Raw genomic sequence first — 13,464 nt, 5'->3', positions numbered from 1 at the left:
CTCGACGATCAGAAGGTTAGACAATCGCAGGTGTTTTCACACAGCCTGGGTCGATAGCGGCCGTTTGCGAGTGGTCGCAAACGACCCATAGGGGCCTCTGGCGAAGGTCAACGATCGGCCATAAGCACACATTCTGCGAGTTTGCTTTTGTATACGCCACAAGCATCGTCAGCGTGGTCAGCAACCACGCCGGACTGCTTCAGCGCTGCCTTCACTCAACGCAAACGTCAATTCGCCCACGTTCACGAGGCTCCCCCTGAAATTAAATTGACCAAGCTTCACGGTTAGCTTCACGTTTATTTATACGCAGAGATGTCGGCCAGTTCCATATCTGGCACGTCCGCACATCGTCTCGCTGGTAGAGGTGTCGCACTGGACGCACCAGCTGGCAGTAGGTTCTGTACTGAAAACTTATAAGCCACTGATTTTATTGAATAATATCCTTTCCAAAATCAAGGTATTGCACTCCATGCTGGCAAATGGCAATTTCTCATTCGGATCAGGCCATCACCGAATGGAAACAACATGCCAAACACTTATAATATTTACAAAATTAAACACCACAAGCTAAAAGAACTAAAGGACAAGCTTCAGTCCGTAGGCCTGGTCGAGCAGAAGACCCTTCCAACTTTAAATTACTCGAAGACCTTTTATTTTTCAGAAAACATTAAAGGCAATGATGTTTGGTGGTGGAATACATACAGAGAATTCTTCAACGACAATGTAAAAGAGCCAAAAAATACTTTTAACTTTGGCGTGCTATTATGCCAAAACCTAGAGAACGAAGAGCAGGTCTATGCAGTAAGCCTGGGGAAGTCTCACTTTTATCTCTCAAAATTTATTCACCTCGACTTCGGGATCGATCTTGCAATACGCGTTGCAGATGAGAATTCAATACTGCTGAAAAAAAGTCGTTATTTCACAGGAACTAAGCGACAAGACGTGTCCTCCTATCAACGTTTCCAGATAGATAGTTATGAAGCAGGCGAATCGGTCGACCACTTAAAGCTTAAGGCAGCTAACAAGAAAATTTGGGGTGAGCGTAACATAATTTTTGCCGACTCCATTCAGATGGATATGGACAAACAACCTTTGGAATTATCCGAAATTTTTCAACAGATTGATGAGAGTTTCCGTGGTGAAAAAATTATACATTTGCCTAAGCTTGAATCAGTAGGTACCGAAACAGCAAGTGAACTTGACAAACTATTGCTCGAACACCTCAAGAATGCAGATGGCCAAGTTCTCATCGAAGAGTTTCAGGTGCACGGGATAGCCATATGCTTTAATTTCCATGATTACGATTATGAAATTAAGGCAAAAGCAGACAAGGGTAGTCATCGCAAGTCTCTGGGTAATATTATTGACATTCAGTCCATCTCGGACTTCCTGGGCGACCACCCTGACATCACTGACATTAACAACGTTACTGTTCAATTCAAAAGCGAAGATACGGGCCGATTCACACGAACCCTGAAGGAGATTCTTGACTGCCCAATCGAATACGAAGAGCAACAATACTTCCTAAAGAATGGCGAGTGGTTTGTCTTTAACCAAACTTTTATGAACTACCTGAAGCGATCACTAGGCAGCATTGAAATCAAACTGGAAGAGCCGCTGGTTGAGTCTGCTTTCATTGCCTGGCAAACAGAGAAAAGGAAAAATGCGAAACCAGACGACGACAAAATTGACTATCGAGAGGCGTATTTCAATCAGAAAATATGTAACGAAAGGGGTTTTCAACTTCTAGATCGGGTGCTGACGGACATTAAATCACTCGAACAAAAAAGACGAAGCTATCAGGTAGAAGTCGCCGATATCTATAACGACGGGGAAATCATATCTGTAAAAATCTCAAAGAAAAAGCCAGAGCTAATCTACAATATCGAGCAATCCCGAGACGCCATCACACTAATAAAAAACAAGGCAATAAAGTTTGATGGCGAACTTAAAATCGCTGCCCTTTGGTTCGTATTTGAAGACGATGTAGAGAAAATCACTGATGTAAACTCAATTCAATTCCTTTTGGCCGTAGAATCCTGGCACAAGTTAGTTAGAACTCATGGACTCACCCCTAGGATCTATATATCCAAACACGAAAGAGACGTTAAGAAAAAATAAAGAAACATCGTAAAGCATTGACAGAGAATACTATGAATGAGCGTGTACTCGATTGGCGCGATCGTCGTGCCTGGCTAAGAGCAGTTCCTAGGTACGCTTCCCTGATTTTGACACCACATGTACGCAAGCGCCTTGAGCGTACCCGGCCCGATTGCTGGTCAGATGTGATGGATTGGCTGCCTAATCACGAGCATCTAGTGCCAGCTTTTTGTGAGACCCTTTGGGGCTACTACACTCACGCTAAGGGGTTTCATGGATGCAGGCCGGAAAGCCTATCTTCGTATTTTGAGAGTGGTCTAAAAGGACAGGCTGTAGAAAAAATTCTGACAAAATTCCACAGAATTTACGCTGACGTTCCGAGCGAATTGCGACAGCGTGCAATTGAGCGGTTGCATCAGCGTGGCATAAGCGAACGGGGCCGTACTTGGCTATCGAGTGACGATAGAAAAATGATCGAGCAACATGGCCATTACATTATCCACGGTAGTGAGTATCTGATGGCTCTTGCTGCTCGTATGAGTGACGGAGATCGATGGGGAGAAGACTATCGGTTACGCCTGCGGCAGATCGGTATCCCCACTATCTTAGAGGTCAATATCCCGGTGGCTCTGATCCCTGACGCGCAGAAACGTGAAGTCGGAAAGATGATCCTCTCGGAGTGGGGGCAGCTTCGAGCGAGAAAGCCGCTGAGAATGTCGTCGGCGCCCTGCTATGTAGTGAAGCACGATATACCTGCTGAGTGCATTAAAACACACTACCATCCAGCACAAATAATTGATTTTCATACGGACCTCGGGGCGTACGTAAATAAATCTTTGACTTGCGAGCTATGCCGCTAAGTGTAGATGGCACTTGATTTAATGCTAACAGACCAGAACACCATCACGACTTATCTAGAGGTGGTGTTCTGACCAGGTAGTGAAGCTGAGCTTCTGCAAGTTAGAGCTAGATATCTGTCAACTGATCCAGCTTGATATTGCTGCGTCGTTCCAAAACCCCACGATGAGAAATGAAATGACCCTTTTTAGGAGAAACATTTGGAATGTAGATGTCGGTCAAGCTATCACCATAGCCAAGTAGTTTTTCAGCTGCGGCAACATGTGATGCGAGTGTCGCCAGCTCATGTGCCGCCGTCTCAAAGCGGTCAGCCCAATAGAACCGAGCAGCCTGAAGAACTTTCGAGTTCAAATTGTTAAGCTCGTCCTGCTTCTCTTGAATAGAATCATCAAGCTCCGAGAGCTGAGTACTAAGTGCAGACGAGACTGTATTAGCACCTTGAAGCGTCTGTTTTATTATCGCCAGCGCGTGGGACGCTTTGTGCAACAATCCCTCTGCCTTGCGCTCAACCCCGCTATCGTTCTCCCCCATCGCCTGGGCGTAAGCTTGGGCGGCTTCATGTTCATCGCGTTCTGCAGCTTTAAATTCGCGCTCGTGCTTCGCAACAAGACCTGCCCTTTTGGACTCCAGCGTCTCTCGTTTTTCGCGCAGATTTTTAATTTCGCTCTGAATCTTGGCTATGTCTTTTCTTGCCTGCCGCACGTTTTCAGAGGCAGACTTTACACCCTCCTCCCAGCTAACCAAACCCTGGAGTCGGGAAATTTCTCGAGATAGCTCATCAATTTTGGCCTTAGCATTGGAGTAAGGCGCAATCTGATCCCGAGGATATACAGGTCTTCCTTGACGGCTATTCGCGAATGTTTTCTCTGCCTCGTCAGCGACGGCTTTTAGCCGAGGAATATCTTTCTTCAAGCTTGCCAGTTCAGTTTGGCATTTTTTCAGCATGGACAAATTCGTGCTCATTTTGGACTCCAATAATTAAATTTAGGAAAGCGTAGGCGTAGGCAGGCCGAGCCTATAAGTGGCCACTAATCTCCCGGCTAGTTGAATGCTACTAGTTAGTCGCTAAGCAATACGTTTGAATTCACAACATAAACCCGTCCTTTCGGCATTCCGGGTAGTGTTACGGATTGGGCGGCTTTTCCGTCTCCGCTCGGCTCAAGTATTCCGCGCGCAACCAGTTCCCTGTTTACATTGCGCAAGTTCATCCCTTTGAAAACTTCATCGCGCCAAGTTGTGCCGAGGAAGTAATAGGTCACCGACGTATATAGAGAGTCACCAATGCCATGATCCATAGTCCTGCGAAAGCCAAGGCGGTCTGCTGTACGTGGCGCATGGTCATCGGTCTTCGCGGCAATAGAGTCCCATCGCGTGAAGCGACTTTCTCCATAGCGCTCCACCATGCCGCGCAGCCTGGCAACGATAGCGTCCCCTTCCAGGTTTCCAGCACCGCCACGCTCAGCCAACCAAGCATCCAAGCACACACGAGCGGAGTGCAGCGCTAAACCGTCTGGCCACCCTGTAACGCCCAACGCTGTGGCCAACTCACCCGCCGCTGCTGCCAGTCCGAAGCGAGTTGCGGCGCGCTGTGCCTGGCCACTGGCGCTGGCAGGCAATGCCTCAGTGGTAAACCGCTCCATGGTGCTGCGCACCATGGCCGCATATGCCCGTAGCTTGCCGGGCTCACAGAGGGCCGACAGGAAAGCAAGGGCTGGCGTGCCATAGCATCGGCTCACCCGAGCCTTGAGTGCATCCGACAGCGCAGCTGCATCGTCGAAACCATGCAGCTCTTCGAACAACCCTAGCCCTTTGCTAGCGTCAGCCGGTACAGCAAGCAGTCGCACCTCCATACCGGCTTTCAATTCCTTGTTTGCCTCGGCCATGTGTTGCGCGAGGGTTTTCTCCCCGGTGGAGAGAAACAGCAAGCGCCACTCCTGAACTTGGCGACCGCTCATACCCCGGTCATTGGCCCGCGCCTTTCCGGTGCCGTTACCCAGCATGTAGACCGTTTCCCCAATGATCCGTGGGTCACACATCCCGATCTCATCGAGCACCAGCAACCCGTCCGAATGAGCCGCCGCGATACTTTCCAGGGCGTTGTCTGTAGAGCGCCAGGAACGCACCAGACGTGGCCCACCCCAAACCGAGGCAGCCACCTGCAGGTGGGTGGTCTTCCCGCCCGAGCTATCGCCGTACAGGTGGAAACCGCCCGACTCGTGCCCGAGTAGATGCAAAACCGCGCCAGCGAAAGCCACGCATACGACGAACGCCAGGCGGTTATTACCCACGCAAAGCGCACCGATTTGCTGCTGCCATTGTTCCAGTGTCCCCGCCTGAGTGATCGGCGGAAGTTGAGCACCGGCTTCGTAGAAGTGCAGATATTCGGCGCTGGCACCTATCTGCCGATCTGGCAGCAAGTAGGCATCCCCGTGCCAGCCCAGACGAGTGACCAGGCGAGCCCGCTCAGCACTGTCATAGCCCTGCAAGTAGCTCTGTAGATCGTTGCGCGAATTGCGAGCAGTGCGCACGGGCGCCAGGCGTAGCCCCATATCAACCAGTGGCGCGAGCACTTCCTTGCCAAAGTCGCCCGCCATTGCCCTAGCCGGAATGTTGAGGCGCTTGTTGGCCCCATCCGGGTCATCGAACTCCACCAGCAAGCCCCAGCCGTGGCCCTTTTCGTCACGGGTGCGAGCTAATATCTCTAGCCGTGAACAAACCGGGCGTGCTTCGCCATCCTCACCGGCATAGAACACCCCATCCTTGGTGACACGGAAGCCACTCGGGGCCGGGGCGGTTTTCTTTTCAGGTTGCGGCTTGGCCTGGCCAGTGGTCTTGCTCTGCTTGGCGGGAGTGGGTGTGGCGGCAGGTGCGAGGGCGAACAGCTCCCCGGTGCGCTGCAGCTCTGCCAAGTGTTGAGCAGTCCAGCCTTTGGATTGGGCATCCGCCGCATCGTCACCTTCACCCCACTCACCGCCTGGGGCGAAAGTGGGGCGCTCACCGTCCATACCAGGGAGCTGCCCGAACACCGTCAAGGCTACCGTCTGTACCGAGGCAGCTCCAAGCTTTCGCAGGTGGTCGGCCAAGGCATCCATGCACTTCATGCCTGGGGCATCGTTGTCAGGCCACAGCAACACGTCACGCCCGACTAGCGCCGCGAAATCAGCCCTCTGCCAAGAGTTCGTCCCGTTGGGCCAGCAGGTGGCAACATACTCGGGCAACAGATCGGCAGCGCCATCGGCGGCCTTCTCGCCCTCGCACAGCACTACCGGTGCCAAGGGGCGTTTAGCCAGCTCATCAAGACGCAGCAGCGGGCGAGGCTCCGATAAACCCTGCCAGCGCCAAGCCAGCGAGTCATTTGCAGAGTGTTTGCACCACGTGAGGGGCGCGAACACTTTGCGCAGTGTGCCGCTCTCATCCGGCCTGAGGTCGAAGCGGTACAGCACCATAAGTGGCTGACCGTTGGCGTCACGGTAAATCCAAACCTTGGAAGGTTTACCGTGCTGCCGGTGCGCTTGCAGCACCTTCTGCATTGCCTGCTCAGGAATGGGCAGCACGGGCACCCACTCTGGTTTCTTAGCCGGGCTGGTGGAAGGCGTGACATTGAAGCTGCTCGTTGCCTCGACACCGAGGAAGGCTGCCAGTTTGTTGCACGCCTCCACATCGGTGCCGCGATCAAGGTAGCGCACCAGGTCAATCAAATCCCCGCCTTTGTCACCAGTGGCGAAGTCGCACCAGGTGGCTTTGGCCAAGTTCACCTTGAGCGAGCCTGAATGCTTATCTGCTCTTGTTGGGTTGGGGGCGGTGTATTCCTTGCCACCGTCTACGCGCTTACCACCGGGAAGCCAGTGGGCCAGCACGCGATCAATCGCCGCGCAGGAAGCGGCCTTGACCTGCGCAAAGGTCGGATGCCTGGAGCTGGGCATCTTCCTGCTCATGCCTGACCACTCTCGGCAATCTGAATCCCAGTGGTCACATCATCGACAAGAGCCTTAGCTTGCTCACCCAAATAGTGCGCAGCCCACACCAGCGCATTGTTGTCGTCGCTCACGCCGGCTAGCTGCGTCAATTTGTTCACGCAGTTCATGAGTACCGAGGCTTGCTCCAACGCTTCCTCACCGGAGATCCCGGGGCACACACGGAAGAATGGTACGTTCGACGAGTTGTGCTTAGAGAAGGTGGCACCACCTGCTGTATTAACCTGAACACGCCCGCTCATTTCCGCCCCCTTTCCGCGACATGGCGGGTCGAGTCGTCGGCATGCACGACCAGAACACGAATCTGCTCCAGCGTCCCACGTACATCCCACAGGGCGCCGAGAATCACGCGGTTATTCAGACGCTGACCCTGCTCCGCCTCGAACTGATCCTCCAGCAAACACAGCACTGCCTGGGCTCGCTCAACGGCACAGGTGATCGCATCTATTGGGACGCCAGCGGGCGCCTGTGCGGTAACGCAAAGCAGATCTTCGGGTTGAGAGCAGTGCTGTAGTTGAGTAGTCATTGGGCGCACCCGTTTTCTTCCAGGGCGCGGGCACGGGCCATCGCCGCGTTGTAACGCGCCAAGCGGACGGAGAGGGATGAATTGGCGTGCAGTGCCGCAATAGCACGGGCCTTCAGGGCGGCAATGTGGCTCTGGAGAGCAGACGGATTGAGGGTGTGCATGGGGTGACGCTCCTTATGTGTGGAGCTGCCACGGTCCGTCGCCAAACGAATTAGGGTGGCAGCTGTGCGCAGGTTGGCGAACCGGTACATAAGGAAACCGGCAGACCCGAAGGTCTCCCACGCACAGCCGCCATAACACGGACGTACGGGCACAAAAAAAGCGCCTGCAATCGTGATGGGGGCGCCTGTGCGCCTTATGTTGATCGGGTCGCCAAACCCGGTCGCTGAATTTGCAGCGACAGGCGCAGAGTAACGTGTGACCCGATGAAGCGCAAGCTGGGTGGTGCGGGCAGGTTGCATGGCTCCAGGCCATGGCATAGAGTGAGCGGGCAAAGTGAAGATCCTCAGACGCCCTCGGTTGCAGCCGGGGGCGTTTTCGTTAGTGGGTAATGGCCGGGCGACGCTCAAGCTTGAGCCAAGTGAGATTGCGGCCTTGCCTGGCCTTCTCATACATCTGTCCTAACGCATCGGGATTGGCCAGCACATTGGGCACCAACTGCGCTGCATCCCGAATTACTACGTCCCCAGGAGCCTCGACAGCGAGCAGCACCCAATCCAGGGTCGGCCAAACCAGCAGCAAAACATGAGCCCCTTTGGCCAGTGCTTCGTCGCGGAGTTTTTGCAGTCGCTCCAGTCGCCCAGGCGAAGGTGCCTTTGGGCCCAGTTCGTCCATGGCATCAAGGGCAGCGGCGGGCAGGAAAATAGGTTTCATGCGGTGCCCCCTCGCAACCAGTCCGCAACTCGCTGATCCTCCGCACATTCGCGCTCATACTCAGCACGCAGCATGCGGCGGCAATCCTCAGTGTTTACGCGGACCCATTCGGACAGACCATCACAGGTCGGCTCATGCTCTACGCGTTGGCTGATACGGCGGGCATCAACGTAGTTGTGTTCGGCCGCTTTGCGCTCAGCCGCTACTTGAGATTCCACATAGGCACCCCATACCTCCGGGCAATTTGCATAGGCCGCATCACTTCCTACAAGCCAGTAAGTGACCCACTGGTTTGATTCTTTCGATGGCACCGCATCTCCAGCGGGATGGGTCATTGCAAATACGCCTGACCCCATCACCTGTGCTCGCTCCATTCGCGTCCTCTGCTGGCGCAACACGGCAGGCAGTTCCAAAGGGGAAGGAACCAGCGGAAGCACCAGGCCATCAGGGTTGAAAAAGTGCGCTTTTCCTTCCAGACCGTTCCAACTTACACCCGCGACGGTACGTTGCTTCCAGTTGTTGCGGCCCGGCTGGTACAGGGCAAAGCCAATTCCGTATGTGTCGAAGAAGGGGCCAGTAAAGGGCGTACGAGCGGGTCTCATGCAGTGATCCCCCGAGCTTCAATACGTGAACGCGCCCAGCGCTGCACCTCTGCGAGAACGAAACCCACTGGCGCTCCGCGTGACGTGCTGTTGCTCAACGGCACGGGGCGGGGAAAGGTCGGATCGTCCTTGAGGCGCTTGTAGATAGTTGCGCGAGCTAGGCCGGTCATCGCTACTACATCGGGGAAGCGAATCAGCGTGGCAGCAGGGTCAAAACTTGGAGCCTGACCAATGTCCTGGCGCAGATTACGCCCCGAGACCTCGCGGGCAAGCGCACAGTAAGGGGTCGATTGGGCGGGAGTTTTGCCAAAGGTTTGATTCGAGGACATTAGATTTCCCCCCGAGGCGCGGCGGGGGTATGGCGCCGATCTGCTAGCCAGGCGACCAGCTCGGTGCGCTGATAACGGATACGTGTGCCGCAGCGGATGAACGGGAGAGCGTGCCGACCAGTGCTGCGCCAGGTGGCCAGGGTCTTGACCGATAGGCCCAACAATTGGGCTGCCTGCTCAGGCGTGAGGAGGTCAGCGGGTGAAACGGTTGTCACAGTTCGATTGAGTTGCATGCGATGCCCCCGGGTTTGATGAAACCAACGGTGGCAACGGTATGGATATGAAGGGAAATGAACCTAGTTCACTTCCCTTTCATTGTCGGCTGATGGCAAAACTCCCCCATCACGTAACACCTTCAGTACGGTCTTCCGCGTAATACCTTCTGCGACAGGCATCCCGGTAATGATCCCCGAAATCTCACGTGCCGACCTGCCTTGCGCAAGAAGTCCTTTGCCTGTGCGACAGATACGTTGGTCACGGCTGACACTATCCTGTCGCCTGGATACCCCACTCTTCTCTCCACCTTTTCTGCCAGTCTCTGCGCGAGATTTCTTTACTGCTTGTTCATTAAGTCGTGCCATTTCTTCGGGTGAAATATTTGGATTCCGATAAAGCTCCGCGAAGATGATGGAATTGCGTGCGCGCCCCAGCAGATCGGCAGCCGACTCCCTTGCCTCGATCTCAGCAACTGAATCCTCAAGGCGGTGGTCGTTAATAATTGCGGCGTAAACATCGGGATAATTAATAATCGTGTCTTCAACAAGCGCGCGCCCAGACGCCTCGACCATTCGGTCAGCCAATTGCGCTAGCCATGTGCGAAGAACATTTATCGCCCGACAGCCATATGCCATAGCGAGTGCTGCCGCAAGCTGTGAATCGGTGGCACGCTCCTCCCATGAGCCCGCGTTACGCACTGCCCAAGCGATGCCTAGTGTTGGAAACCGATTCAGCGCCTGCTCAATGTTATAAAGCTTTCGGCTGATCGCTGCTGCTGCCTCAATTGCCCATTCTTCGCGCTCATCGGGGCGCCACATTTCGATACCAGCCGCCACTAGATCAAGCGCCTCATTGAAGCGCTCGGCGAATTCGCCATAAAGCGGCAACCACTCCAACTCCAATTCAAGTTCGTCGAGGTCGAGGTTCAGAGGACTTATTAATTTGCCAAGAGTCATAGCAACGCGCCGTTAGCTATTTGACGATCCCCTCGCCCCGGTTGGCGCAGACAAAGCCGCGCCGGGCCGTGACTGAGTGCGTGAGCGCATCGGAAGAGCGGCCAGCAGGAGGGGGAGGAGGCTCGCGCTTGCGTAGACGGGCGCACGGGGCGAGTCACCTCGTTCAGAGAACACCTTGGGTGTTCCGGCGTCTTCGTGTTCCGCCGTTTAGGCAAAGGTGTTCCTTGGCTACAGACCGCGTGTTTTTTGGCTTCCAGCAATTTTGGAACACCAAGAACACCAAGAACACCGGCTTTAAATTGAATACTTGTTTTCATTGCTGTCCAATCATGCCAAATGTTCCACGCACCACATTGCTTACTCCCTCCCCAACGCGAGCAAAGTCATAAGGCGTGATGTGCTTCTCTCGGTTGGCATCCAGATAGTCGGCCCACCACTGAACCATAAGCCGGCGTTCCTCAATGTACTCGGCCTTGTGGATGTAAGCTGCCCGCACACTATTACGCTCTTGGTGGCTCATCTGACGCTCTACCGCGTCCTTGCTCCACAGCCCCGATTCGACCAAGGCAGAACAGGCCATGGCCCTGAACCCGTGCCCGCACACCTCAGTTTTGGTGTCGTAGCCCATGCGCCGAAGCGCCTTGTTCACCGTGTTCTCGCTCATCGGCTTCCAGTGGTTGCTGTCACCCGCGAACACCAAGTCGAAGCGTCCGGTGAGCTGGCGCACCTGCTCGAGCGTGGCCAAGGCCTGGCGACTGAGAGGTACCAGGTGGGGCGTGCTCATCTTGGAGCCGCGATGCGAGTTCTTCACACCCTCGATCTCCTGGCGCTCCCCGGGGATCTCCCACATGGAGCGAAAGGCGTCGATCTCTGGCCAGCGCGCAAACCGCAACTCGCTGGATCGAATAAAAACCTGCAGGGTGAGCTGGGTGGCCAACCGTGTCAGCGGCCGACCAGTGTCGCTGTCGATTCGTTGCAGCAGCTCAGGCAGCCGATCCAGCGCCAGCGCAGGTCGGTGGACGGTCTTGCGTGTAGCAGTTGCGCCCTGTAGGTCGACTGCAGGGTTCGTGTCGATGTGCCCGTGCTGGACAGCCATGCGCATGATCCCAGTCATGTACTGCCGTAGCCGACCGGCAGTGTCCAGAACTTCACGCTTCTCCACAGCCTTGAGCGGCGCCAGCAGGTCGCGGGTCTTGAGGCCGGCCACCGGGCGCTGGCCCAGGGCCGGGAGTAGGTAAGTTTCGATCCGCCGCCACACCGTCGCGGCATGACCTGGGGACCACTTCTTAGAGCAGGCGTCGTGCCAGTCCTTGGCCAGCACGCCGAAGGTGTTGGCCCTCGCGTTCGCCGCTTCGACCCTCCCCTGCCTGGCGCTCTCAATCGGGTCTTTACCGTGCGCCAACAACTCCAGCGCTTCGGCTCGGCGCGCACGGGCGGCTTTGAGTGTTAGCGCTGGGTAGTTGCCGAAGGTGGCCAGCCCCTCTCTGCCATCCGGCCGCTTGAACTTCATACGCCATATCTTGCTGCCGTTCTTCTTGACCAGCAGGAACAAGCCCTGACCGTCGAACAGGGTGTAGTCCTTGTCCCGCGGCTTGGCGGCCTCGCATTTGGGGTCTGAGAGGGGTGTAACGGTGCGTGCCATAGGTATACGTTTTCTCGTCGAACCGGCGTATACCCTAACGTATACCTAAAATCGGTATATGCCTAGAGACAGAATGAGACAGCCAGAGACAAGAAAGCCCGCACTTGGCGGGCTTTTCAGGGGATTCCGTGTACAAGAAGAGACGTATCGGAACAGTAGAATGGTGCCGGAGACAAGAATCGAACTTGCGACCTACTGATTACGAATCAGTTGCTCTACCGACTGAGCTACACCGGCTATACCCTCCGGGTCGGACAGTATCAGGTACGTTTCGGTACGTCGAGCCCCTTCTAAGATACCATCTCCAAAGCTATGGCTGGGCGCCTGGGTACCAGCTCGGCATGGACCTCAACAGCACTCAGACCGGTCTGCCTCCCGGCTTCGCTTAGTACCTCAATGGCGGATCACGTGCCGAATCCACCACCCGCGTATAGAAATTAAAGATCGCTCCCAAACCTGGGATTAACAATCATCGGCACAAAATCCCCAGTTTTGGACAAGCTCGTCGATAGCGAGAGAGATCCTCGAATCAGCCATCAGCTCACTAGGAAGGAAGCTCAGTGACACGGCGATGGCCATCTGGAAATCATCCAGCGCTCTCGGATCAAAGGGCCAAATTTGAAGCCTCATTATGGAAGAGTCAGTAAACTGATATTCATCGAGGACTTCTACATGATGGGCCAGTTGCTCCCATTCGCTCAATGATAGCGCGTACGTCCTTTGACGACGATCAGCCAGCATAGTGCGAGCATCTAGGTACGTTTCGCCCGCAGCACGCAAGGAAGGATGACTGAAGGCTCTCACGTACATTGCAGCCAAATTAGGTGACGACACGAGACTCCGAAGCAGCTTGAAATCCACAATCCCGTTCTCGAACTCCCACACCAACCTTTGACGGAGGTACATAAGGAGATTCGGGTAGTCAGCCATGACTAAGCGTGGCGCAGATGTGAGCTTCATAGGATTTTAGACCAACGCCCCATGGGCTAAACGCTGGAGCAGCAGATATACATCTTCGCACCCGTGTACTGTCGCTAAGACCTCTCGCGGTCGTAGCCCTCCGAGACCGATGTTCCTGCGTTGGACCCAAAGGGCAGCGCCGGACTTAAACATCCACAATATCATTGCTAGGCATCCTACGTAGTTGGACACATATTGCTCATCAAACAGAATCGGACAGTAGGTTTCTGATGCACTCGCACCTTGATGGTGCTCACATCGTACTTGTAGCCATCCCTCATGATCCATCACCGAGCCAGGCTTACCACATAGCTCACATACGTGGCCGGAGACCATCTCGGTAATGTCAAACGCCTGATCCACGATCACATCTCCACCATGCTGGTAAATTCTCAGCTGGCCGAATTTTTCTTTGACGGTCGTTATCC

The 13,464-nt window shown here is 54.7% G+C and carries 15 protein-coding genes and 1 tRNA gene; 2 read left to right on the top strand and 14 right to left on the bottom strand.

Annotated elements, in window-relative coordinates; genetic code table 11:
• Positions 1-525: 525 nt before the first annotated feature.
• The gene (locus tag ABOA88_RS23225; RefSeq protein ID WP_367852181.1) at positions 526-2,121 is read left to right on the top strand and encodes a DUF6119 family protein; all 1,596 of its coding nucleotides are present in this window, start codon (positions 526-528) and stop codon (positions 2,119-2,121) included.
• Between the two features lie 32 nt (positions 2,122-2,153).
• Positions 2,154-2,960 carry a hypothetical protein gene (locus tag ABOA88_RS23220; protein ID WP_367852182.1) on the top strand — a complete coding sequence of 269 codons (807 nt, stop codon included), beginning with the start codon at positions 2,154-2,156 and terminating at the stop codon, positions 2,958-2,960.
• A gap of 106 nt (positions 2,961-3,066) precedes the next feature.
• On the opposite strand, the gene ABOA88_RS23215 is transcribed toward ABOA88_RS23220, so the two are convergent.
• The 14 genes from ABOA88_RS23215 to ABOA88_RS23150 all read right to left on the bottom strand — a co-directional run bounded on the left by ABOA88_RS23215 (position 3,067) and on the right by ABOA88_RS23150 (position 13,189).
• A complete protein-coding gene (locus ABOA88_RS23215) occupies positions 3,067-3,921 on the bottom strand; it encodes a hypothetical protein (RefSeq protein WP_367852183.1) in 855 nt (284 codons plus the stop codon).
• Between the two features lie 95 nt (positions 3,922-4,016).
• Positions 4,017-6,893: a DUF927 domain-containing protein gene (locus ABOA88_RS23210; RefSeq protein ID WP_367852184.1), complete on the bottom strand. Its 2,877-nt coding sequence runs from the start codon at positions 6,891-6,893 to the stop codon at positions 4,017-4,019.
• Positions 6,890-7,174: a DUF3077 domain-containing protein gene (locus ABOA88_RS23205; RefSeq protein WP_367852185.1), complete on the bottom strand. Its 285-nt coding sequence runs from the start codon at positions 7,172-7,174 to the stop codon at positions 6,890-6,892. Before ABOA88_RS23205 ends, ABOA88_RS23210 begins: the two co-directional genes overlap by 4 nt.
• Complete coding sequence (locus ABOA88_RS23200; RefSeq protein WP_341785601.1) at positions 7,171-7,458, bottom strand: hypothetical protein; 288 nt, start codon at positions 7,456-7,458, stop codon at positions 7,171-7,173. Before ABOA88_RS23200 ends, ABOA88_RS23205 begins: the two co-directional genes overlap by 4 nt.
• Positions 7,455-7,619, bottom strand: coding sequence for a hypothetical protein (locus ABOA88_RS23195; RefSeq protein ID WP_367852186.1), 165 nt, complete (start codon positions 7,617-7,619; stop codon positions 7,455-7,457). The genes ABOA88_RS23200 and ABOA88_RS23195 overlap by 4 nt, the downstream gene beginning before the upstream one ends.
• Positions 7,620-7,998: 379 nt before the next feature.
• Positions 7,999-8,331: a hypothetical protein gene (locus tag ABOA88_RS23190; protein ID WP_367852187.1), complete on the bottom strand. Its 333-nt coding sequence runs from the start codon at positions 8,329-8,331 to the stop codon at positions 7,999-8,001.
• Positions 8,328-8,933 (bottom strand): hypothetical protein, encoded by a 606-nt coding sequence (locus ABOA88_RS23185; RefSeq protein ID WP_367852188.1) that lies wholly within the window; start codon positions 8,931-8,933, stop codon positions 8,328-8,330. Before ABOA88_RS23185 ends, ABOA88_RS23190 begins: the two co-directional genes overlap by 4 nt.
• Complete coding sequence (locus ABOA88_RS23180; RefSeq protein ID WP_437437111.1) at positions 8,930-9,262, bottom strand: helix-turn-helix transcriptional regulator; 333 nt, start codon at positions 9,260-9,262, stop codon at positions 8,930-8,932. The genes ABOA88_RS23185 and ABOA88_RS23180 overlap by 4 nt, the downstream gene beginning before the upstream one ends.
• The gene (locus tag ABOA88_RS23175) at positions 9,262-9,495 is read right to left on the bottom strand and encodes a helix-turn-helix domain-containing protein (protein ID WP_367852189.1); all 234 of its coding nucleotides are present in this window, start codon (positions 9,493-9,495) and stop codon (positions 9,262-9,264) included. Before ABOA88_RS23175 ends, ABOA88_RS23180 begins: the two co-directional genes overlap by 1 nt.
• 63 nt (positions 9,496-9,558) lie before the next feature.
• On the bottom strand, positions 9,559-10,434 hold the full coding sequence (locus tag ABOA88_RS23170; protein WP_367852190.1) for a hypothetical protein: 876 nt from the start codon (positions 10,432-10,434) through the stop codon (positions 9,559-9,561).
• Between the two features lie 313 nt (positions 10,435-10,747).
• A complete protein-coding gene (locus ABOA88_RS23165; protein ID WP_367852191.1) occupies positions 10,748-12,076 on the bottom strand; it encodes a tyrosine-type recombinase/integrase in 1,329 nt (442 codons plus the stop codon).
• A gap of 161 nt (positions 12,077-12,237) precedes the next feature.
• Positions 12,238-12,313, bottom strand: a tRNA-Thr gene (locus ABOA88_RS23160).
• Positions 12,314-12,538: 225 nt separating this feature from the next.
• Positions 12,539-13,006 carry a hypothetical protein gene (locus tag ABOA88_RS23155; protein WP_367852192.1) on the bottom strand — a complete coding sequence of 156 codons (468 nt, stop codon included), beginning with the start codon at positions 13,004-13,006 and terminating at the stop codon, positions 12,539-12,541.
• Between the two features lie 36 nt (positions 13,007-13,042).
• The gene (locus ABOA88_RS23150) at positions 13,043-13,189 is read right to left on the bottom strand and encodes an antitoxin Xre/MbcA/ParS toxin-binding domain-containing protein (protein WP_440127991.1); all 147 of its coding nucleotides are present in this window, start codon (positions 13,187-13,189) and stop codon (positions 13,043-13,045) included.
• Between the last annotated feature and the right edge of the window lie 275 nt (positions 13,190-13,464).

It is taken from the genome of Pseudomonas sp. PKS (assembly GCF_051913525.1).
GTDB classification, from domain to species: Bacteria; Pseudomonadota; Gammaproteobacteria; order Pseudomonadales; family Pseudomonadaceae; genus Aquipseudomonas; species Aquipseudomonas guariconensis_D.
Note: the sequence above shows the minus strand (reverse complement) of the source record. Positions and strands in the feature narration are given on the sequence as shown.

Excerpts from the sequence above, each read along its gene's own strand:
- ABOA88_RS23225 (WP_367852181.1), top strand. The coding sequence starts at position 526 with ATGCCAAACACTTATAATATTTACAAAATTAAACACCACAAGCTAAAA.
- ABOA88_RS23220 (WP_367852182.1), top strand. The coding sequence starts at position 2,154 with ATGAATGAGCGTGTACTCGATTGGCGCGATCGTCGTGCCTGGCTAAGA.
- ABOA88_RS23215 (WP_367852183.1), bottom strand. The coding sequence starts at position 3,921 with ATGAGCACGAATTTGTCCATGCTGAAAAAATGCCAAACTGAACTGGCA.
- ABOA88_RS23210 (WP_367852184.1), bottom strand. The coding sequence starts at position 6,893 with ATGAGCAGGAAGATGCCCAGCTCCAGGCATCCGACCTTTGCGCAGGTC.
- ABOA88_RS23205 (WP_367852185.1), bottom strand. The coding sequence starts at position 7,174 with ATGAGCGGGCGTGTTCAGGTTAATACAGCAGGTGGTGCCACCTTCTCT.
- ABOA88_RS23200 (WP_341785601.1), bottom strand. The coding sequence starts at position 7,458 with ATGACTACTCAACTACAGCACTGCTCTCAACCCGAAGATCTGCTTTGC.
- ABOA88_RS23195 (WP_367852186.1), bottom strand. The coding sequence starts at position 7,619 with ATGCACACCCTCAATCCGTCTGCTCTCCAGAGCCACATTGCCGCCCTG.
- ABOA88_RS23190 (WP_367852187.1), bottom strand. The coding sequence starts at position 8,331 with ATGAAACCTATTTTCCTGCCCGCCGCTGCCCTTGATGCCATGGACGAA.
- ABOA88_RS23185 (WP_367852188.1), bottom strand. The coding sequence starts at position 8,933 with ATGAGACCCGCTCGTACGCCCTTTACTGGCCCCTTCTTCGACACATAC.
- ABOA88_RS23180 (WP_437437111.1), bottom strand. The coding sequence starts at position 9,262 with ATGTCCTCGAATCAAACCTTTGGCAAAACTCCCGCCCAATCGACCCCT.
- ABOA88_RS23175 (WP_367852189.1), bottom strand. The coding sequence starts at position 9,495 with ATGCAACTCAATCGAACTGTGACAACCGTTTCACCCGCTGACCTCCTC.
- ABOA88_RS23170 (WP_367852190.1), bottom strand. The coding sequence starts at position 10,434 with ATGACTCTTGGCAAATTAATAAGTCCTCTGAACCTCGACCTCGACGAA.
- ABOA88_RS23165 (WP_367852191.1), bottom strand. The coding sequence starts at position 12,076 with ATGGCACGCACCGTTACACCCCTCTCAGACCCCAAATGCGAGGCCGCC.
- ABOA88_RS23155 (WP_367852192.1), bottom strand. The coding sequence starts at position 13,006 with ATGGCTGACTACCCGAATCTCCTTATGTACCTCCGTCAAAGGTTGGTG.
- ABOA88_RS23150 (WP_440127991.1), bottom strand. The coding sequence starts at position 13,189 with ATGTTTAAGTCCGGCGCTGCCCTTTGGGTCCAACGCAGGAACATCGGT.